The organism is Desulfocicer vacuolatum DSM 3385 (genome assembly GCF_900176365.1).
Classification (GTDB): Bacteria; Desulfobacterota; Desulfobacteria; order Desulfobacterales; family Desulfobacteraceae; genus Desulfocicer; species Desulfocicer vacuolatum.
In genome coordinates this window covers 224,769-244,306 of record NZ_FWXY01000002.1, presented here as the reverse complement: position 1 = coordinate 244,306, position 19,538 = coordinate 224,769, and the positions used below count along the sequence as shown (strand labels likewise).

At 49.3% G+C, this 19,538-nt stretch carries 20 protein-coding genes and 3 tRNA genes; 9 read left to right on the top strand and 14 right to left on the bottom strand.

The features are described 5' to 3' along the window. Positions 1–33: 33 nt before the first annotated feature. From rsmB to B9A32_RS03070, 4 genes are all read right to left on the bottom strand, one after another. Positions 34–1,419, bottom strand: coding sequence for a 16S rRNA (cytosine(967)-C(5))-methyltransferase RsmB (rsmB, locus tag B9A32_RS03085; protein ID WP_084066897.1), 1,386 nt, complete (start codon positions 1,417–1,419; stop codon positions 34–36). 5 nt (positions 1,420–1,424) lie between these two features. Further along, positions 1,425–2,375: a methionyl-tRNA formyltransferase gene (gene fmt / locus B9A32_RS03080; protein WP_212637645.1), complete on the bottom strand. Its 951-nt coding sequence runs from the start codon at positions 2,373–2,375 to the stop codon at positions 1,425–1,427. Beyond that, positions 2,372–2,905: a peptide deformylase gene (def, locus tag B9A32_RS03075; RefSeq protein WP_084066896.1), complete on the bottom strand. Its 534-nt coding sequence runs from the start codon at positions 2,903–2,905 to the stop codon at positions 2,372–2,374. Before def ends, fmt begins: the two co-directional genes overlap by 4 nt. Positions 2,906–3,129: 224 nt before the next feature. Then, positions 3,130–4,059, bottom strand: a complete 930-nt coding sequence (locus tag B9A32_RS03070; RefSeq protein WP_084066982.1) for a bifunctional riboflavin kinase/FAD synthetase — start codon at positions 4,057–4,059, stop codon at positions 3,130–3,132. Positions 4,060–4,180: 121 nt separating this feature from the next. Here B9A32_RS03070 and B9A32_RS03065 point away from each other — a divergent pair. Further along, positions 4,181–4,267: transfer RNA gene (locus tag B9A32_RS03065), tRNA-Leu, on the top strand. Between the two features lie 122 nt (positions 4,268–4,389). Here B9A32_RS03065 and B9A32_RS03060 read toward each other — a convergent pair. Further along, positions 4,390–5,268 carry an NAD(P)-dependent oxidoreductase gene (locus B9A32_RS03060; protein ID WP_084066895.1) on the bottom strand — a complete coding sequence of 293 codons (879 nt, stop codon included), beginning with the start codon at positions 5,266–5,268 and terminating at the stop codon, positions 4,390–4,392. A 192-nt stretch (positions 5,269–5,460) separates the two neighbouring features. On the opposite strand from B9A32_RS03060, the gene B9A32_RS03055 reads away from it, so the two are divergent. Then, positions 5,461–5,545: transfer RNA gene (locus tag B9A32_RS03055), tRNA-Leu, on the top strand. Positions 5,546–5,743: 198 nt separating this feature from the next. Here B9A32_RS03055 and B9A32_RS03050 read toward each other — a convergent pair. Further along, on the bottom strand, positions 5,744–6,790 hold the full coding sequence (locus B9A32_RS03050; protein ID WP_139795685.1) for a LysM peptidoglycan-binding domain-containing protein: 1,047 nt from the start codon (positions 6,788–6,790) through the stop codon (positions 5,744–5,746). Between the two features lie 363 nt (positions 6,791–7,153). Between B9A32_RS03050 and B9A32_RS03040 the strand changes: the two genes are divergently transcribed. From B9A32_RS03040 to B9A32_RS03025, 4 genes are all read left to right on the top strand, one after another. Then, positions 7,154–7,708, top strand: a complete 555-nt coding sequence (locus B9A32_RS03040) for an HD domain-containing protein (protein WP_084066980.1) — start codon at positions 7,154–7,156, stop codon at positions 7,706–7,708. A gap of 230 nt (positions 7,709–7,938) precedes the next feature. After that, positions 7,939–8,625: a PTS sugar transporter subunit IIA gene (locus B9A32_RS03035; RefSeq protein ID WP_170923676.1), complete on the top strand. Its 687-nt coding sequence runs from the start codon at positions 7,939–7,941 to the stop codon at positions 8,623–8,625. Between the two features lie 9 nt (positions 8,626–8,634). After that, entirely contained in the window at positions 8,635–10,368 is a 1,734-nt protein-coding gene (locus B9A32_RS03030; RefSeq protein WP_084066892.1) for a chloride channel protein, read from the top strand. Positions 10,369–10,833: 465 nt separating this feature from the next. After that, entirely contained in the window at positions 10,834–11,661 is an 828-nt protein-coding gene (locus B9A32_RS03025; RefSeq protein ID WP_084066979.1) for a universal stress protein, read from the top strand. Positions 11,662–11,900: 239 nt separating this feature from the next. On the opposite strand, the gene B9A32_RS03020 is transcribed toward B9A32_RS03025, so the two are convergent. The 7 genes from B9A32_RS03020 to B9A32_RS02990 all read right to left on the bottom strand — a co-directional run bounded on the left by B9A32_RS03020 (position 11,901) and on the right by B9A32_RS02990 (position 16,287). Continuing rightward, positions 11,901–12,311: a YkgJ family cysteine cluster protein gene (locus tag B9A32_RS03020; RefSeq protein WP_084066891.1), complete on the bottom strand. Its 411-nt coding sequence runs from the start codon at positions 12,309–12,311 to the stop codon at positions 11,901–11,903. Beyond that, a complete protein-coding gene (recR, locus tag B9A32_RS03015; protein ID WP_084066890.1) occupies positions 12,301–12,900 on the bottom strand; it encodes a recombination mediator RecR in 600 nt (199 codons plus the stop codon). The genes B9A32_RS03020 and recR overlap by 11 nt, the downstream gene beginning before the upstream one ends. A 3-nt stretch (positions 12,901–12,903) precedes the next feature. After that, the gene (locus B9A32_RS03010) at positions 12,904–13,215 is read right to left on the bottom strand and encodes a YbaB/EbfC family nucleoid-associated protein (protein WP_084066889.1); all 312 of its coding nucleotides are present in this window, start codon (positions 13,213–13,215) and stop codon (positions 12,904–12,906) included. 19 nt (positions 13,216–13,234) lie between these two features. Then, the gene (gene dnaX / locus B9A32_RS03005) at positions 13,235–15,046 is read right to left on the bottom strand and encodes a DNA polymerase III subunit gamma/tau (protein ID WP_084066888.1); all 1,812 of its coding nucleotides are present in this window, start codon (positions 15,044–15,046) and stop codon (positions 13,235–13,237) included. A gap of 24 nt (positions 15,047–15,070) precedes the next feature. Then, a tRNA-Ser gene (locus tag B9A32_RS03000) sits at positions 15,071–15,158 on the bottom strand. Between the two features lie 138 nt (positions 15,159–15,296). Then, positions 15,297–16,001, bottom strand: coding sequence for a tRNA1(Val) (adenine(37)-N6)-methyltransferase (locus B9A32_RS02995; RefSeq protein ID WP_084066887.1), 705 nt, complete (start codon positions 15,999–16,001; stop codon positions 15,297–15,299). Beyond that, the gene (locus B9A32_RS02990; RefSeq protein WP_084066886.1) at positions 15,982–16,287 is read right to left on the bottom strand and encodes a DciA family protein; all 306 of its coding nucleotides are present in this window, start codon (positions 16,285–16,287) and stop codon (positions 15,982–15,984) included. The genes B9A32_RS02995 and B9A32_RS02990 overlap by 20 nt, the downstream gene beginning before the upstream one ends. 385 nt (positions 16,288–16,672) lie before the next feature. On the opposite strand from B9A32_RS02990, the gene hflK reads away from it, so the two are divergent. Then, positions 16,673–17,767 carry an FtsH protease activity modulator HflK gene (gene hflK / locus B9A32_RS02985; protein WP_084066885.1) on the top strand — a complete coding sequence of 365 codons (1,095 nt, stop codon included), beginning with the start codon at positions 16,673–16,675 and terminating at the stop codon, positions 17,765–17,767. Beyond that, positions 17,767–18,717: a protease modulator HflC gene (gene hflC, locus B9A32_RS02980; RefSeq protein ID WP_084066884.1), complete on the top strand. Its 951-nt coding sequence runs from the start codon at positions 17,767–17,769 to the stop codon at positions 18,715–18,717. The genes hflK and hflC overlap by 1 nt, the downstream gene beginning before the upstream one ends. A 75-nt stretch (positions 18,718–18,792) precedes the next feature. Here the strand turns inward: hflC and B9A32_RS02975 are convergent, their stop codons facing one another. Then, positions 18,793–18,891, bottom strand: a complete 99-nt coding sequence (locus B9A32_RS02975) for a 30S ribosomal protein bS22 (protein WP_073474648.1) — start codon at positions 18,889–18,891, stop codon at positions 18,793–18,795. 113 nt (positions 18,892–19,004) lie between these two features. Between B9A32_RS02975 and B9A32_RS02970 the strand changes: the two genes are divergently transcribed. Then, positions 19,005–19,538, top strand: coding sequence for a hypothetical protein (locus B9A32_RS02970; RefSeq protein WP_084066882.1), 534 nt, complete (start codon positions 19,005–19,007; stop codon positions 19,536–19,538).

Below are 19,538 nucleotides of genomic sequence, written 5' to 3'. Positions count from 1 at the left end.
TTTTAGGCAATATGAAGGATGCCGGGTTTTTAATTATGATTTTTTCCGTTGCAGGGCCACAGCAAAAAAGCCGTCCATTTCCAGGGCATCGGGCCAGGTACAGAACATTCCCTGGGGGGACAACGGTAAGGGGGTGCCGGAATCATGGGGGGATGCTGCTTTTACTTTGATGGTAAATTCTTTTTTTCGGTCCAGAAAATTCTGGATCACTGTCTGGTTTTCCCGGGGTTCACAGGAGCACACGGCATAGACCAGTGTACCGCCGGGGGCCACCAGATCTGCTGCATTAAAAAGCATTTTTTCCTGTCGTACGGCAAGCCGGGCCACATCTTTTTTGGTGCGTTTCCATCGGGTGTCCGGATTTCTTCGCAAAACCCCAAGACCGGAGCAGGGCGCATCCACAAGCACCCGGTGAAAGTGGGTGTTGAAATCCAGGGTTTCTGTTTTTAAAAGATTGATTTTCCGGGTGGAAACCATGTCAATGCCAAGGCGTTTCATTTCCTGGTCCAACTGGTTTAATTTGCCGGGATCAGTGTCTCCGGCCACAATCGTACCCCGGTTTTCCATGAGCTGGGCAATGTGGCCGGTTTTCCCCCCAAGTCCTGCACAGGCGTCCAGAATCCGTTCTCCGGGTTGGGGGTCTAAAAAACGGGCCGTGACAAGCTGGGCCGCCTCATCCTGCACCTGGAATTCTCCTGCCTTGAAGGCCGGTAATTCATGGATGGGCATGGAAGGTTTCTTAAGGCTGATCCCCAAAGAACTGTATGGGGTCTGCCACACGCGGTGTGCATGGGATGACAGTGCATTGATCAGATCATCCCGGCAGGTTTTAAGGGTGTTCACCCGCAGGGTAATGGGGGGAATTTCATTGACGGCATCCCCCAGGGCCATGGTTTTTTCCATGCCGAACCGCGTGATCCATCGCCTGGCAAGCCACAGGGGAATGGATTTTTCCACTGCCACAAACAGTTCCGGGGTGAGATCGGGATCTGGCGGGGCAACGCTTTGCCAATGGGTGGCGGCTTTTCGTAATACAGCATTGGTAAATCCTGCCGCCCCTTTATGAATATGAAATTTTGCCACGTTCACCGCAGTGTTCACCGCCGCAGAAGTGGGGATTTTGTCCATGTGGATGATCTGGAAAAGGGCCATGCGCAGCAGCCACATCACTTCAGGGTCCACCTGTTCCGGTTTTGTTCGGGAAAAGGCGGCAATGATCCAATCCAGATGCCCTTTCCATCTCAATGTGCCGTGGATGAGGGCATTGGCCAGGGCCCGGTCCCGTTTTTTCAGACTTTCCAGGGGGAGGCTGAACGCCTCCAGGGTTTGATCCAGGGTTTTTTGTGACAGCGTACTTTCTTTTAACACCATCCATGCCAGTTGGCGGGGCTCATGTTCCACTGTAATATTGTTCTCCATGGGGGTCAGTCAAAATCGGCAAAACATTCTCCGGTCTGGAGCTTGTTTCCCCTGAGAAAATCTTCGGAACAGAGGCATTTGCCCGAGGCACCCTGGAGCCTTAATATGGCAACAGCACCAGACCCGGTGGCCACATGAATCTCGTCACAATCACAGGAAAACACAGTGCCGGGTTTGTGATCGGTGTGGATGTCAAGGGGCGCCACTTCCAAAATTTTAATCCTTTTGTCACCCAGAAAACCATAGGCCCCGGGCCAGGGGGTCATGGCCCGGACATGGGCATGGATTTTTTTTGAATCCATGCCCCAGTCAACACATCCGTCTGATTTTTTGAGCATGGGGGCATGGGTGGCCCGGGAATGGTCCTGGGGCCGGGGGGTGACGGTGCCCCGGGCAAATCCTTCAAGGGTTTCAACAATGAGCTCTGCCCCCAGGGGGGCCAGGCGATCATGGAGGGTTTGGGCCGTTTCATCCCCGGCAATGGGTATTCTGGCCTTGAGCAGCATGTCCCCGGTGTCAAGGTCTGTGTCCATGATCATGGTGGTTACACCGGCCTCTTTATCCCGGTTCAGGATGGCGGCCTGTATGGGGGAGGACCCCCGCCAGGCCGGAAGCAGGGATGCATGGATATTAACGGGGTGGATGCGGGGGATATCCAGAATATCCCGGGACAGCTTATGACCAAAGGCCACCACCACGAAAAAATCGGGCTTGAGTGCCATGAGTTTTTCTTTAATATCCGGGGCTTTCATGCTTTGGGGTTGAATAATATCAAGTCCCAGGGTTTCTGCTGCTGTTTTCACCGGGGGAGGCATGCGTTTTTTACCCCGACCCTTGGGGCGGTCCGGCTGGGTGATCACCAGGGATATCTGGTGGCCCGCATGGACCAGCGCCTTTAGGGGCGGAACCGAAAACTCCGGGGTTCCCATGAAGATAATATTAAATTTTTTACTCACCTGCGTTGCCTTTTTGTTATTTTTTTTCGGTACATGTTTCGTTTTAATTTGCTGATGCGATCAATGTACAAGGTGCCGTCCAGGTGATCAATTTCGTGTTGCAGGATCACAGCCTGGATGCCGTCTGCACTGAATTCAAGTTTTTTACCCTCTTTATTTAAAGCCCTCACTGTTACCTTTTCCGATCTTTTTACGTCGGCACTGTAATCAGGAACGCTGAGACAGGCTTCATTTTCCGAGACGATCTGCCCTGATGCTGAAATGATTTCAGGATTAATCAATGCGGTGACACTGTTTTTCTGGTTTGCTTCTTCTTCCTCTTCGGTTTCCATACCGGCATCGGGGTTGTACACAATGACTCTTAGATCACTGCCCACCTGGGGGGCGGCAAGGCCCACACCCGGGGCATCAAACATGGTTTCAGCCATATCTTTAATGAGTTTAAGAATTTTTTTATCAATCTCTTCCACGGGTTTGGCCTTTTGGGCCAGAAAGGGGTCTGGGTATTCCAGTATTTTTAAAATTGCCATTGTTCTTACCTGTAACTATAAATTTGAAGAACTTGATCTCGATGCCGTCCATGGGTTAACCGGTGCGCCAACGGGGTCAGAAAATGCTTTTGATAAGAGCCCGGACACAAAGGGGTAAAATAAACAAAAGCGTCAATAATTTAAGGTTGACCCACCCCGGACCAGGGTGGGATCAAGCAAGCGGTTCATTAAAACCGGCAGAAAGGATGCCACATTGCAGCCTGTTATGCCAGGATTTTTCTTGCATTTTCAATGTCTGTACGAATTTGGGCAGACAGGGCTTCAATATCGGGGAATTTAATTTCATCCCGGAGCCTTTTTACCATGTTTACCCGGATGCGGGTGCCGTAAAGATCGTGGCAGAAATCAAGGATATGGACTTCAATGGTGAAAATATGATCATCAAAGGTGGGGCTGTATCCAATGTTGGCAACACCGTTGAATGTGCCGGTGGTGGTCTCCACAGTGACGGCATAAACCCCCATTTTAGGGCACAGCTCATCATGAAGCTTGATGTTTGCCGTGGGAAATCCCAGTTGACTGCCTCCCCGTTCCCGGCCCTTTACCACCTTTCCCCGGATTTGATAGTGGCGGCCCAGAAAGGGGTGGGTTTCATCCACCCGGCCTTCCATGACCAGTTCTCGTATTCGGGTGCTGCTGATTCTATTGGTATCGGAATCACTTCCCTTGATCCAGTCTGGGATAACCACTTCAAAACGGTATTGTTCTCCCATTTTTTTTAGGAAAGCAACATCCCCTTCCCGGTTTTTACCAAAGGTGTAGTCCGGCCCCACAACAATGATTTTCATTCCCAAGCGATCCAGAAGAATATTTTTTACAAAATCATGGGCCGATATGGCGGCAAAAGCCCTGGTAAAGGGAATGTAGATCAAGGTATCCATACCGGCTGCGGCAATGAGTTCTGTTTTTTGATCTTTTCGGGTGATCAAAGGGGGGCCGTTGTTGCCAAGCGCCTTTAACGGATGGGGGTCAAAGGTGATGGCCATGGCCGTGGCATTGTGCTGTTCTGCAAGTTCAATTACCCGGTGAAAAAGGGCCTGGTGTCCCTTGTGTACCCCGTCAAAATTTCCTATGGTGATCACCCCGGCATCCGGGGGTGTTTTCAGTGAGTCAATGTCTTCAATCAGTTCCATAATTCCCTTTGCATTTTTTGAAATAATAGGCTTGACAAAGCCAAAAAACACATATATAAACCACCTATCTTTTCAAATCAATCCTTTTTCTGGATTGCTTTTTTTAAGGATTGGTCAAAGGGCCGAAGTGGCGGAATTGGTAGACGCGCTAGTTTCAGGGACTAGTGGACGTATGTTCGTGGGAGTTCGAATCTCCCCTTCGGCACCATTTGAGTAAAGAAGATAAGTCTGGCTTTAAAAGAATCAAGGTGTGGTCCATTAACAAGAAGTTGTTTTTTCTTGTCAGTGGGCCATTTATAGTTTAGGGGGAAAGCTTCGGCTTTCCTTTTTTTATTTTTGAAACAATTTGTAAAGTGCCTGGGTCCCTTCATTTTCACACCCCTGGGCCGCCAGTTGTGCATAAAGATCGGCTGCCAGTTCCAGACCCGGTGTTTTAAGTCCCAGTGCCCTGGCCGATTCCAGGGCAATTCCCATGTCCTTGATAAAATGTTTCACATAAAATCCCGGAGAAAAATCGTGTTTAATGATCCGGGGGGCCAAATTGTTTAACGACCAGCTGCCGGCCGCACCCTGGCCAATGTTTTCAATGACCTTTTCAGGGGATAGTCCAGTTTTTTTTGCGTAGGACAGTGCCTCGCACATGGCCACCATCCCGGCAGCAATGGCAATCTGGTTGGCCATTTTTGTGTGCTGTCCGCTGCTGGCCGGACCCTGGTGGTGAATGTTTTTTCCCATGAGTTTCAAAATGGGCAATACCTTTTTAAAGTGATCCCTTTTCCCTCCCACCATGATGGAAAGGGTGGCATTTTCTGCTCCGATATCCCCTCCGGTCACCGGGGCATCCAGGCAGTGTATGCCTTTTTTTTGTCCTTTTTCATACAGGTCGGCGGCAAGGTCCGGGCGGGAAGTGGTCATATCCATGGTGACGGTTCCAGATTGTGCATTTTCCAGAATGCCTTCCGGTCCCATGTAAATGGATTCCACATCCGTGGGGTAACCCACCATGGTGATGATGACCGGGCATTGTTTTGCCAGTTGGGCAACGCTCTCCTGCCACACGGCCCCTTCCCGGCAAAGGGGACGGGTTTTTGATCGGGTTCGGGAGTGGATGTACAGGGTATATCCTGCCTTTAAAATATGCCGGGCCATGTGATTACCCATGACTCCGATGCCAATAAATCCCACCACACTGTTGTTGTTTGTGATCATTGAGCGCTTGTCTCCTTAAGTTTTAAAAGGCAATATTTACTTCCATTGATGCTGCTTTTGTGAAGGTGAAAACACTTTTCATATCTTCATGATACCGAAAAAAAACAGATTGTCGAGTTAAAGGTTGACTTGGGGGTGGTTTTGTTGTAGAAAGGCCTCCATTGTGATGACGGCATCATGCTTTTGTTGCGAGCCGAAGTGGTGGAATTGGTAGACACGCTAGACTTAGGATCTAGTGCCGCAAGGCGTGGAGGTTCAAGCCCTCTCTTCGGTACCATATATAAATAATAAGGTCTTACAGGTGAATCCTGCAAGACCTTTTTTTGTTTGTCTGAAAGTAAATATTCGGCCAGCACCCCGTCTTTATCTGTTTTGGTCTGCCCACTACTTTGGGATCAGTTTTTTCCGGAAAATGGAATATTTAAAAAAAACGCTGTGGACAGGATCGGATTAAAATAAGATTTGCCCATGGCAATTATTTTACAAGATCATTGATGAGGACTTCGGTATTGGTGGATAGGATCTTCACTGTGGCGGCCGTGGCTTCTGTGTGTAACACCATTAATGTGCCGTTTTTCAACGGGGGCAGGGGGGGCGGTTTTTTAAATAAAGAGGATGACGGCCGGGTCTGGGTGCTGTAAAGGGTATAGATGTCCCCCGGTTTGACATTGTTCCGGATGCCCGCATCCATGAAGGCAATACTGCCCTCCCCAAGGAGTTCATTGTCGTCCTGGGCGCAGATGATTCTGGCATCAACAGCATGGGGAGTGTGGTTGGGGATGATCTGTTTTTCCAGTGGGAAATAAGCCATGATGGGGTCCCCGGGTTCAGCCGGTCTAAACACTTTGTCGATAACGCCCCGGGTGAAGGTGTTTTTACTTTCCAGGATGGTGAGTGTGCCCTTTACCTGGTGCTTTACACCATTGAATTTTATTTTATCATATTGGGCTGTTACCTTTCTCGTTGAAAAAATATGATATCGGTTTCCCGGGATAAAAGTGTTTTTGTTCACAGGGGTGATAAATACGGTGTCGCCGTTGGACAGAAGGTCCCCATTGTTTTCCGCCATGAGAATATGTCCCAGGGGCGCAGTGGCATCCTCCTTGATAAAAGATAGGTTTTGAATGCTTTCTCCATGGGTCAAGGGGGCGGGTTCTGGAATTTTTTCAGGGGGTGCCATGGGGATTGATGCGGTTTTTAGATGGGCTGTCCGAGGCACCGGGGGGGGAGCCGGTGATGCCGGTTCCTCAGCCAGATAGATTCTGATTTTATCTCCCGGATAGATTTGGTGGGGATTTTTGATCTGATCATTCATCTCCCATAATCCTGGCCATACCCACTGGGAATTATAGAATTTTTGGGAGAGATCCCAGAGAGTATCCCCTTTTTTAACGGTGTAATAAAATACCGGACCCCGGTCGGTTTCCACCATCTCGGTTTCTGGTATTGCAGAGGTGGCACTTCCTGCCATGGGCAATAGCATTAAGAATATAAATACCAGGATCCCTGTTGTTTTTTTCATGCGATTTCCCCCATGGGTGTGCAAAAAGACGGTGTGAGGTTTTGGGTTTTGCCGGGGAAGAACTCTTTTTTGCAGTGTTCTTTGGAGTATCCCTGCTTCTCTATTTAAACTGGCAGACGGCTAAATGTCAAGCCATGATCTGGGATGGCCGCCATTTGGCGCCATGCTTGAAAATAAAAATCCGGTAAGAGATTTCAACGAGCACAGGAGAAATCCTGCGGAATCATAAATCTCCATAACCCATTGAAAAAAATGTGCCTGATTTGAAAATTTTTAAAGATTCAGGGTTGATGGGATCAATGCGTTACCCAAGATTAATACAAAACGGACGGGGAACTTATGGCTGACAAGGAAAAATATAATATGAATCAAAAATTTGCAGATCTTTTTTTTGAGGCAAATATGCTGACCCGGCTGCCAAGATCGGGATATCAATTTTTGGGAGCGGGGCAGGAAAGTGTGGCAGAACACAGTTTTATGACAGCTTTTATCTGCTTTACCATGGCAAAGATGGAGCCTAAAGTGGATGGTGGGAAAATTGTGTCCATGGCTCTGGTTCATGATTTTGCCGAGGCAAGAACCGGGGATTTAAACTATGTGCAGAAGCAATATGTCACGGCCCGGGAAGATCTGGCCTTGTCCCGCATGGCTGAGGGATTTCCTTTGGGTGAATCCATTGTTGCCCTGGTCAATGAGTTTAATCAAGGAGAGACAAGGGAAGCCATGCTGGCCCGGGATGCGGACCAGCTCTCGTTTATTCTTGAGTTAAAAAAACTACAGGACATCGGAGCTAAAACCCCTGACAAATGGCTGCCCCATGTTCTGGAGCGATTAAAAACAGATACAGGGCGTACCCTGGCCCATGCCCTTCTATCTTCGAACTGGGATGACTGGTGGCTGAAAAATTACAGTGAATAGTACTGTCTGCCCCGGTTTACCCGGGTTTTACCCATATGGGTCTTGAAAAAAAAGCATGGGTGGTATAATTACTTAGGTTCATGGACTTTTATGATTTTTTCCATGAAAAATTTAATTGTCAAATCAAAATTTTGGCCATTTGTTCAGGGCGCATATCCTTTTCCTGCATAAAACTTCATGGATGGACAGGAGGATTATCATTAACCTTTCTGTGCCGGTGGATTATAAAAATGATACAAACTTTGGAAAAAATTGCACAACGGTTGAATTTGAGCATTGATACCCTGGAGCGTTGGATTCGTCAGGGAAGAATTCCAGTGAGTAAGACGGGGGACATGGGCGTGTTTCATGAGGCAGAGCTCAATAAATGGGCCGCCCGGCAGAAAAAAATCATACCAGCCTGTGAAGATCCGTCAGGCGGTGTGTGCCACTCTCCGGAATTTATTCTGGTGTCGGCCATGGAAAACGGCGGTGTTCATCACGGTATCACCGGAACGGACAGAGATTCGGTGCTCCAGGCTGCGGTTTGCAGGGTTCCCGGGCTTTCGGCGGTGCAGCAGGATGAGCTGTTTCAACAGCTCCTTGCAAGGGAACAGCTGACCTCCACCGGTATTGGTCACGGCATGGCCATTCCCCATCCCAGAAATCCCCTGGATAAGGGGCTTAAAACCCCCATGGTGGTTACCTGTTATCTGGACAACAGTGTTCCCTTTAATGCCATTGATGATTTGCCGGTGTCCACGCTTTTTTTGATTTTAAGTCCAGCAGTGGCCTGTCATCTCAGCCTGCTGTCCCGCCTCTCCTTTTGCCTCCGGGACAGTGAATTTATCTCTTTTGTGAAAACAAGGCCCTTGGCTGATGCGCTCTTGGCGTGTATTCGTACAAAAGAGGCACAGATCGAGAAAAAAGGGGTTTAAGTAAAATAAATGAAGCGTTTCATATCCTGGCGTCACCCGGCACGCCTCCCCTTTTTTAGACTGGATGACCGCATGCTGTTGATTCTCATGGGGGTGATTGTGGGGCTTTGCAGCGGACTTGCCGCCCTGGGGTTAAATACTTCTCTGGTTTTCATGCTGGAGACCCTTCACCACTGGCGTCATCACTGGTGGGCCTTTCTTTTGCCGGCCGCAGGTGCCATGCTCTCTTCCTTGTTTCTGGAAAAAGCCATGAATGAAGGGGCCGGTCACGGAGTGCCCGAAGTGATTTACAGTGTCTCCCGGTACGGGGGACTGATGCGGTTTCGATCCAGCATATCAAGACTGGTGGCAAGTTGTCTCACCATCGGCAGCGGCGGATCTGCAGGCCCCGAAGCCCCTGTGGTCATGAGCGGTGCTGCCATCGGTTCCAATATTGCCAAATTTTTCTATTTAAATGATCGGCAGCGGGTCACCCTGGTGGGGTGCGGCTCTGCCGGTGCCATTGCCGCCATTTTCAATGCACCCCTCACCGGTATCATCTTTACCATGGAGATTATCCTGGGGGAGTGGTCCATGGTGAACATCATTCCCATTGCCGTGGCGGCGGTGTCTGGGGCTGAGATCAGTCGTCTTCTCCGGGGAAACAGCATTGCCTTTGACAGTTTTGGCAGCTTTAATATCGGAAGTTTGGATCTGCTGGCCTGTCTGGGGCTTGCCCTGGCAGCTTCCATGGCTTCCTTGATCCTCACCCGCATGCTGCGTCGCATGCACCATGTGTCAGCAAAGGTAAAGGTGCCTCTGTGGGCCAGGGCTGCCATGGGAGGTGCTGCTGTGGGGCTTCTGGGGTTTGCTGTTCCCGATGTTCTGGGGGAAGGATATCATGCCATCCATGCCATGATTCAGGGGGTCTTTACCACGGGCCTTGGCATTGCTGCCATTGCCTGCCTGGCAAAAATTGTGGCCACGGCCCTTACCCTGGGATGGGGGGGCTCCGGTGGGATTTTTGCTCCCTGCCTGGTCATTGGCAGTTTTGCCGGACTTGCCTACCATCGGCTCCTGGTTTTTTTGATGCCCTCGGTGACCTGGGTAAACGAAGGGTGTTTTGCCCTGCTTGGCATGGCCGGTATGATCAGCGGTATTCTCCAGGCGCCGTTGACGGGGATTTTTCTGATTCTTGAGATCACGGGAAGTTATGAGGTGATGCTGGCCCTGATCATTGTATCAGCCCTTTCCACCACCATTACCCACTATTTTGAACCGGCCTCCTTTTATCTCAAGGATTTAACGGAAAGGGGGCAGTTATTAAGACCCGGCACCGATGCCAGGGTCCTTGCGGACATCACCATCAGGGAAGTCATTGAAAGGGATTGCATTCCTGTGGCTCCGGGGATGCTGTTGCGGGAATTTTTATACGTGGTTAAACGATCCACCCGTAACTATTTTCCCGTGGAAAATCCTGACAACGGTCATTTCATGGGCATGGTACGCTTTGATCATGTGCGGCCCTATATTTTTAACACGGTGATGTATGATGCCGTGCTGGTGGAGCAGATCATGGATGTGGATGTGGAAACCGTTCACTATGATGATGATCTGGCAGATGTGCTTCATAAAATGGATGTTACCCGCTGCTACAGTCTGCCGGTGGTGAGTAATCATCGGTTTGTGGGCATGATATCCAAGGCCACTTTGTTGGATAAATATCGGGATGAGCTTAAAGTTCAGACCACCCAGCGCGCGTAGCTAATTGTGTCTGTCCGGCTTACCCATGTGAACCGCTGTGATTGGTTCGCCATTAAACGGGCATGTCCCCACGGACACAACCAATATTGAAAATGATATTATGCCGCCCCCCCTCGATGGGTAACGGTCCCGGACCGGAACTGTAGACAGCTCAATTGTCCGGTTCCTATTGCCCATCGGAGGGGCGGCTCTGCTGAGGTTGCCTTGTATATAAACTGCCACGGGCAGACCGTATTCTGATCCGGCTTTGCCCACAACGAAGTTTGAAATACACCCTATATTTGCGGAGTATTTCTTATAAACCGCCACGGGCGGACCGTATTCTGATTCGGTTCCGCCCACAACAAAGGCAGAAATATTCCCCGGGCTTGCGGAGTATTTCTTATAAAAAGATATCCGGATAATAAAATTCCGGCATTATTAATTTTTATGTCCCGCCGGTTTATTGACGGTTCAGGAGGATATGTGGAGACAACGCTTTTTCATGTTTTTAGAAATACCCCGCTGGGAAGAGAAATTCTCATGCAGTCACTTTATTTCTGCAACGAGATCAACGCATCCATTGTAATCTATATTCCCGGGTATACCAAATTTCTCATGTATTTTGACAATGATGTGGTACAGGTTGATCTGGATGAATCATATTTAACAGCCCCTGAAACGGCAAGTGCCCATGCCCTGGAGCTGGCCCGGGGGGCACACATTGATCCCCGGTTTGTACAGCCCAAGAATTTCACTGCCTCCACCTTACCTGATCTTCCGGTGAATTTTGATTTCATGTGTTGTCCCCGGAGTATCAGTGACCTGTCTTCCAAGATCAGCCTTGGACACATTGGGCCAAAAGTTCGCCGAATTATCAATGCGGCCCGTTTTCCCGTGCTCATGCCCAGCTGTCTGTTCAAGGAGTGGCAGAGTATTCTGGTTTTTTTTGGGGGATCAGTGAATGCGGTGAAGGCCCTTAAGCTGGGGCTTCGCCTTGGCCGGGACACCGGCAAGCCTGTGGATCTGTTCACCCAGGCCGACGGTAAATCAAAAGAAACCTTTGAAAAGATTCTTGCAGAACGGGACATGGCCCGGGAGGTGGCGCAACAGGTGCGGGAGTGGCATTTTTTTGAAACCGGTAAATTTGAACACAATCTTTATGCGGTTCCCCACAATGCCTTAACTGTGATGGGGGCCTATGGTCATGGTGTGGTGCGGGATGTTCTCTTTGGCAGCACCATGGAGATGATTCAGACCCATTTGCCCAACACCATGCTCATTGCCGGACCCAACTATGTGATGCCGTCCTGAAAATTAGGGGTTATTTAACGGTTGAAGGATTAAAATGCGGCATGCTTCATTTTTCAGTTTACGTTTTTTTAAAAAACTATATCCACTTTCCGGGAAAATTTGATCGAAAAGTGTAAGGGAGTCAGCCGTTTTCAATTTACCGTTTACCCGAAATTTTACCCATAAAACATATCAATTTGGGTATGGTAAAACAATAAGATCTGAGTCTCTAAGCTACTTTTGAAGTTGTATGAATATGCCTAAGATGATTGCAGCTTTTTGATTTCCAGGGCTGCAATGCGCTGGATAGCCTCCGCCGGGATCCCTTTTTTCATTCCGGGACAGGAGCCTGCCATGGCTTCCCAGTTTTCTGGATGATCCACAAGGGTTTGAATAAAGGGCCAGGCCCGGCACATGTACGGCTTTACTTCATGGATGGTGCACAGCTCATCAAAAAAAACGCACTTTCCTTTTTTGTTAAGGGTGAGCACCGGCCGGGAGCCGGACATGTCACAGAACCGGGGGACAAAGGTGTCAGGATCACACTTGATGAACCTGGAAATCCGTTTAATGTCTTCCGGGGTGACATAGGTACCGCCAAATCCCCGGCAACACTCCCCGCACTGGGTACATTCAAAAATATCATCGCCTGTTTGAAATTTACAATCCACTTCGACCCTCCATGGCCCGCTGTAATGTTACCTGATCCACAAAATGCAGATCCCCCCCCATGGGAACCCCCGAGGCAATGCGGGTGATGCATATCCGGGTGTTTTTCAATTGTTCTGCAATGTATGCTGCTGTTGCTTCGCCTTCCACATCTGTGCCCGTGGCCAGAATGATCTCCCGGGTGGAGCGGTGCCGGGCCCTGACAAACAGTTCCTTAATGCGAATCTCATCCGGTCCAATGCCGTCCATGGGGGATAATGCGCCCCCCAGAATGTGATAAAGGCCTGAGAATGCACCGCTTTTCTCAATGGCTGCCATGTCTGTGGGGTTTTCCACAACACAGATGGTTCCGGCATCCCGCGCCGGGTTACTGCATATGCGGCAGGTGGGCCGGTCACTGAGCCCAAAGCAGGTGGCACACAGGGTGACATTCTTTTTCAGCGCCAGGATGTTTTCAGCAAGGGAGCGGGCCTCGGTGTCCGGGGCGTGGAGGATATGGAGTGCCAGGCGTTCGGCGGTTTTTCTACCGATGCCCGGCAGGGTTGCCAGGCAGTCCATGAGCTTCAGGATTGATTCAGGATAATAGTTCAAAATTTACATCAGACCCGGAATGTTCATGCCCCCGGTGAGCTTTCCCATCTCCCCTGAAACCATTTCCTGGGATTTGTTCAATGCATCGTTCACCGCTGCCAGTATGAGATCTTCCAGCATTTCCACATCATCGGGGTCCACCACCTCTTTTTCCAGGGAAATGGATTGGATTTTCTGGTTGCCCGTGGCCACCACCTTGACCATGCCGCCCCCGGCGGACACGTCCACGGTTTTCAATGCCAGCTCTTCCTGCATTTTGAGCATTTTTTTCTGTAACTTCTGGGCCTGTTTCATCATGCCACCCATATTTTTCATGGTAATAACTCCTTTTATTTTAGTTTAACTTGATATCCACGATTTGTCCGTTAAAAAGATTGACAGCTTCTGTAACCAGGGGGTGGTTCATGGCCTCCTGCTTACGTTTTGCCGGACTTGTCTGCCCCTTGTTTTTTTCGGTGGGGATGTTTTTTGGGGGTGTGTTCGTTGATAATGAGAGCTTTTTCCCAAAATACGTTTTGCATAGTTCTTCCAGGTCCTGCTGCTTTGCTTGAATTCGTTTGAGATCAAAGCTGCTGTTGCCGGAGAGGGAAACGCAAATTTGTCCGTTGTCCATTCCCTTAAATGTGCCTTTGGAAAGAATGGCCCCGATAAAGGGAAATTTGGCCGTTATGATTTTTAAAAATCCTTCCCATGTTTTTTCTTCGGTGATCTGTGCCCCTTTTCCGGCATTGGGCAAGGAAGCTGTCGGGGGGGTGTCTCCATGGGATTCTGGTGCGGCAGCAGATCCGGCATTGTTCCGGGGGGAGGCATCCGGTGAATATTTTTCCGGAGCCGATGGTACATCCCAGTGGGCCGGAGGGGGTGCCATCTGTTGTTCCGGGGGGGGATCATAGGGGGCCGGGTGTTCATTGCACCGGGGGGGACAGGCCAAAGACGCTGTTTGTGTTGCCTTTGTCCGGGCTGTGGCTCCGGCATGCCGGGGCAGGGATTCTGGAGGGGCCACATTCCGGGCCAGGGCGTCCAGCCGGGTGATGATGCTGTCCATGTCCGTTCCGGGGCGTATGTCAATGAGCTGTAGTAAAATGGTTTCCAGGGAGGTCCTGGTGTGGGTGGAAAAGCGAAGCAGCTGTTCTTCCTTCAGCAGGGTGGTCAGTATCCGGGAAAGATAGGCATGGGTACCCGGTACTTCCATGGCAGCAAGCTGCTCCCTGTCATGGTCGCTGATATCAGAAAAAGCATGGCTGTCCGGACATAGCCTGACAACCAATATATTTCTAAATAACTCCACCAGACCTGCATATATTTTTTTTAGATCAAATCCCAGATCCCGGACCTGGGAAACCGTTTGAAGTATTTTTGCTCCGTCTGCCCTGAAAACAGCCGAGGCCATGTCCTGAAGAATTTTTTTATCAATGATGCCAAGGTTGTTGAGGATATGATCGTGGGAGATGGTCTCCTCACTGCTGCTGGATATCACCCGATCCAGAAGGCTCAATGAATCCCGCATGGAACCGTCAGCCTCCGAGGCAATGAGGCTTGCACTTTCCCGGGAAATCTTAAATCCCTCCTGGGAGGCCAGCCATTCCAGGTGGCGGGCGATGTCGGTGAGGCTGATACGGCCAAGATTGTGTCGCTGGCACCGGGATAAAATGGTGATGGGTATTTTATGGGGTTCGGTGGTGGCAAATATAAAAAGTACGTGCTCCGGGGGCTCTTCCAGGGTTTTGAGAAGGGCATTAAAGGCTGCAGTGCTGAGCATGTGCACTTCATCAATGATATAAATTTTACGGGGGGAAGAGATGGGAAGATAGGTGACATTTTCCCGCAGTTCACGGATCTGGTCCACACTGTTGTTGGATGCCCCGTCCACCTCAAATACATCTGCGGCATTTCCTGCGGTGATTTCAATGCACGATTTGCATCTGTTGCACGGGGAGGGGGTGGGGCCCTCTTTGCAATTTACTGCCTTGGCAAGGATTCTGGCAATGCTGGTTTTGCCGGTGCCCCGGGGACCTGAGAATAAAATAGCATGGGCCACCCGACCTGATAAAATCGCATTGGACAGGGTCTGGGTAACATGGGTCTGGCCAATAACATCTTGAAAGGTCTGGGGTCTGTATTTAAGAGCTAATACGCGATAAGACATGTTTTCCGGGGTGTGGGATAAGAGTGGCGGAGAGAGAGAGATTCGAACTCTCGGTACCTTGCGATACACACGCTTTCCAGGCGTGCACCTTCAGCCACTCGGTCATCTCTCCGCATTGATAATGATGAAAGGGTAGATATCCTTTTTTCGATGTTGTGTCAAGCATTAAAGCCATGAATTTTGAATTTGATTGTTCTGCGGTTTTATAAAAAGGCGTGACCGGGCTTGAATGTCATGGTTGCCGGGGGTGTTACAGTGCACTGCCGGCTTGTTCCCCCGGGGTGTCAAGATACAACGGCGGAGGGATTGTGATTGCATTGTTTTGGTGTTTTCCGGCTTTGACCATGAATAATTTTGCCTTTTCCTTTTTTTGGGGATGGATGAATCTCAGAGTTTCCAGGGTCATTTTTTCCCTTGAAAGGGCACCCAGAAGTTCGGGCAACCGAGAGACCGGATAGATGGTGTGAAAGGTGCCATGGGGTTTTAACCATTTTGAGGCAATTTTTATTAATGTGTCAAGGGTCAGGGTCAGTTCGTGGCGGGCCGTGGCCTTCTGGGGGTGGGGATTGATGCGGCCATGGTTTTTTTTTATGTAGGGCGGGTTGGATATGATGATGTCCTGGGGACCGGGTATATCCGAAGGTGTCATCTGTGTGATGTCTTTATGGTGCACGGTGATTTGGTTTTGTCGATGGTTTTTTATGATATTTTCCCCGGCAATGTCGGCAAGCTCCTTTTGTATTTCAACGGCGGTGATGCAAAGCGCGGGGGTTTTCAGACACAGAATCAGGGGAATGATGCCGCATCCGCAGCCAATGTCCATGATTTTGTCCCCGGGGCGGGGATGAACCTCTCCACAGAGCGCAAAGGGGTCCACGGAAAATCGATATCCCTCTTTGGGCTGGCAGATGCTTAGTTTTTCATTAAAAAAATATTCAATTGTGAAGGGCGGCAATTTTAAACCTCATCTCCTTGACAAGGGGGGTGCCCAGGGCATGGTTCAGGTTTGCCATGAGATTTGTTTTTAAAAATTTCAATTGGTGCATCCATACGGAGCTGGAAACATGGACAATGAGGGTGCCATTGTTAAATGCGCCGGGTTTGGCATTTTGAGCCAGGCCCTCCCCTGCCACGCTGTTCCATAGTTCCCAGATGGCGGTCATGCCCGTGTCTGCACTGGGACGGAATTCATCCAGGGCCTGGGTTAATATGGTGCTGATATGTGTCAGATCTGTTTTCATTAAGCCGGTTCTCCTGTTGATACGTCATGGATTTCAGGCGGATTAAGGGATGGTGTTAATTTATATTTTTTAACATTTTTACCACTCAAAGGTCAAGCCGGGTCACCGCCGGGCATGGAAAATCGGGGTGGGGTGTGGGGTCAGTCTCTGTTTTTTTCTTGAAAATATGGGCAAAGCATGTAAAATAATAGATTTAACAAATGGGACAGATGGTGGCGGGGTGATCTCTGCACAAACATGTCCGTTGTGGTTGGGTTTTTGAAGGTTTGTAGACTATCATGAATAAATACCTCCATTTTCGATGGCTTTTAAATTGAACAGGGATGCGTTTGTTCGGGATGATCTTTAATGTGATCTGATTTTAAGTGAAAACAGGAAGCTGATTATGAACTGGGACTGGGATAAGCTCAGAGAAAAACAGGAGCAATACGAGCAGAAACGTTCGGGTGGCGGCGCAGGCGTGCCAAGGCCGCCCCAGATGGATGAGGTGCTGAATCGATTTAAGAATTTCAGATTCCCCGGGGGCATTCTGCTCATCGTGGTGCTGTTTTTTCTTTTTTTCGGCAGTTCAATTTTTTTCACAGTGGACATTGACGAGGTGGGGATTATCCAGCGGTTTGGTAAATACAGCCGCATTTCCCAGCCGGGGTTGAATTTTAAGCTGCCGGCCGGGGTTGAAAAGGTTACCAAGGTTAAAATAAAGCGTGTATATAAGGAAGAGTTCGGGTTTGAAACGGTAAAAGGCTATAACAATGCCCGTTTTTCCAACGACAACGCCGATGCCGGTGCAGCCTTGATGCTCACTGGAGATCTGAATGTGGCAGTGGTGCCGTGGATTGTTCAGTACCGAATTTCTGATCCTTACAATTATCTGTTTAAGGTCAAAGATGTTCGCTCTATTTTACGGGACATGGCCGAGGCCACCATGCGAACGGTGGTGGGGGATCGCAGTATTAATGAGGTGATCAGTAAGCGTGAAGAGATTGCCGTGGCTGCCAGAAAAATGCTCCAGGATGAGATGAACCAGGCGGAAACCGGCATTCACATTGTCACCATTGAAATGAAGAAAACCAATGTGCCAGAGCCGGTGCAGCCCTCCTTTAATGAGGTCAATGAGGCGGTTCAGGAAAAGGAGCAGCTGATTTATAAGGCCAGGGAAGGCTATAATAAAGCCATTCCTGCGGCACGGGGTGAGGCCATGCGCATGGTAAAGGATGCTGAAGGGTTTGCCCTGGACCGTGTGAACCGTGCCCTGGGTGATGCAGCGCGTTTTACCTCGGTTTTTGAGGAGTATGTTAAAGCAAAAGATGTTACAAAAAAACGTCTTTATCTTGAGGCCATGTCAGAAGTACTGCCCAGACTGGGGGGGAAATTTATCATTGATTCCGATCAAAAAAATGTGCTTCCGCTGTTGAATCTTGATGGGGCAACATCTGCGGTGCCGGCCATAAAAGCATTAAGGGAAGGTGGGGTAAAATAATGAATAAAATAAAAGGAATGGCAGCCGTTGTGCTGGCCGGCGTACTGTTTGTGCTGTTGACGTCGGCATATATTGTGGATGAGACCGAGCAGGTGGTGATCACCCAGTTCGGCCGGGTGGTGGGGGAGCCTGTGGATTCTCCGGGGTTAAACTTTAAAATGCCCTTTATACAAAAGGCCACCTATTTTCCCAAGAATCTCCAGGAGTGGGACGGGGATCCCGGTCAGGTTCCCACCCGGGATAAAACCTTTATCTGGGTGGATACCTTTGCCCGGTGGAAAATTGTGGATCCGGTGAAGTATTTTCAGACCGTTAATAATATGGTCACGGCCCTGGGGCGTCTGGATGATATTATTGATCCTGCGGTGCGAAACTTTCTTACCTCCTTTCGTCTGGTGGAAAGCGTTCGTAACAGTGATCGACCCATGGATACCTTTGAGGAATTCAGTGATGAATCCGAGGGGAATCAGGGCTCCCAGTATAAAATTAAGGTGGGCCGCAGTGAAATCACCCGCCGGATCATGGCCCAGGCCCAGCCCAAGCTTGCTCCCTTTGGTATTGAGCTTGTGGATGTCAAAATTAAACGCATCAATTATGTGGAAAAAGTCAGGGATGCGGTGTATGGTCGCATGATTGCAGAAAGAAGGCAGATTGCGGAAAAATATCGTGCAGAAGGAAAGGGTGAAGCCAGTAATATCATGGGTGATAAGGAAAAGGATCTTCAGATGATTCGATCCGAAGCCTATCGCAAGGCAGAGGAGATTAAGGGTAAGGCAGATGCCAAAGCCACAGAGATCTATGCTGCAGCCTATGGGGCTGATCCTGAATTTTACTCATTTTTGAAAACAATGGATGTGTATCGAACTGTACTGGATGAATCCGGAACCCTTGTGCTTTCAACGGACGCCGAGTTCATGAAGTATTTTAAAGGAGTTGAGGGGAATAAATAAAAAAAGAGTGGGATGGGAAAACGGGGGGTGATGATTTGACTCCCCGGGTCCATACCCACTCCATAATGCTGGGAATTATTTGCCCTTACGTCTCTGATGCCGTGTTCTGGCAAGGAGTTTTCGATGCTTATGTTTTCTCATTTTCTTTCGTCTCTTCTTAATAACGCTGCCCAAAAAATCACCTCCTTTACAGGAATTGTAAAAATCCATATTTAAATGTCAATCTTGCCTTTATAGCATATGGATTCATGGGATGTCCATTCCTTTTTTTGCATGGGAGGCGTATCATGCCCAATGTCGGTTTTTTTAATAAAAAACAATTGCATCAGGTCCGGGAGGCTGTGTCTGCCGCAGAGGATCTGGTGAGCGATTATTATAAAATGTCCTCGGCCCAATGGCTTCGCAGTCGATATGAAGTTCGTACGGCCGGAGATCTGGAATCCCATGAGGTGGTGGACGGCCCCTTTGCCCAGGTTCTGGGATACCGGGCGTGCCCCAAAGATGCCAGCCTGGGGTCTGCCAGCTATGATTTGTATCGTATCTGCATCCAGGATTCCACCATTTTACGTGTTGTTTCCACAGCCTCCGGTGATTTAAAGCTGTTTCCCTTTTTGTTGTATGTCATTGTCCATGAGCTGGTGCACATTGTCCGGTTTGCCCGTTTCCAGCAAATTTACAGCTGTGCCCGTGAAGCAGACTGCGCCATGGAAGAAGAGTTGGTCGTTCACGCTCTCACCCGGCGCATTCTAAAGAAGATCTCCGTACCCGGCCTGGAGCAAGTGTTTGTATATTATAGAAAATGGTGGGCCGATAAAAAGTGA

Bases quoted from the DNA above. Each gene is read 5' to 3' on its own strand.
- B9A32_RS03070 (WP_084066982.1), bottom strand. From the start codon at position 4,059: ATGGAACTGATTGAAGACATTGACTCACTGAAAACACCCCCGGATGCC.
- dnaX (WP_084066888.1), bottom strand. From the start codon at position 15,046: ATGTCTTATCGCGTATTAGCTCTTAAATACAGACCCCAGACCTTTCAA.
- B9A32_RS03060 (WP_084066895.1), bottom strand. From the start codon at position 5,268: ATGATCACAAACAACAACAGTGTGGTGGGATTTATTGGCATCGGAGTC.
- rsmB (WP_084066897.1), bottom strand. From the start codon at position 1,419: ATGGAGAACAATATTACAGTGGAACATGAGCCCCGCCAACTGGCATGG.
- B9A32_RS03040 (WP_084066980.1), top strand. From the start codon at position 7,154: ATGAATCAAAAATTTGCAGATCTTTTTTTTGAGGCAAATATGCTGACC.
- B9A32_RS03030 (WP_084066892.1), top strand. From the start codon at position 8,635: ATGAAGCGTTTCATATCCTGGCGTCACCCGGCACGCCTCCCCTTTTTT.
- B9A32_RS03035 (WP_170923676.1), top strand. From the start codon at position 7,939: ATGATACAAACTTTGGAAAAAATTGCACAACGGTTGAATTTGAGCATT.
- B9A32_RS02970 (WP_084066882.1), top strand. From the start codon at position 19,005: ATGCCCAATGTCGGTTTTTTTAATAAAAAACAATTGCATCAGGTCCGG.
- B9A32_RS02990 (WP_084066886.1), bottom strand. From the start codon at position 16,287: ATGAAAACAGATCTGACACATATCAGCACCATATTAACCCAGGCCCTG.
- B9A32_RS03050 (WP_139795685.1), bottom strand. From the start codon at position 6,790: ATGAAAAAAACAACAGGGATCCTGGTATTTATATTCTTAATGCTATTG.
- hflK (WP_084066885.1), top strand. From the start codon at position 16,673: ATGAACTGGGACTGGGATAAGCTCAGAGAAAAACAGGAGCAATACGAG.
- def (WP_084066896.1), bottom strand. From the start codon at position 2,905: ATGGCAATTTTAAAAATACTGGAATACCCAGACCCCTTTCTGGCCCAA.
- B9A32_RS03010 (WP_084066889.1), bottom strand. From the start codon at position 13,215: ATGAAAAATATGGGTGGCATGATGAAACAGGCCCAGAAGTTACAGAAA.
- hflC (WP_084066884.1), top strand. From the start codon at position 17,767: ATGAATAAAATAAAAGGAATGGCAGCCGTTGTGCTGGCCGGCGTACTG.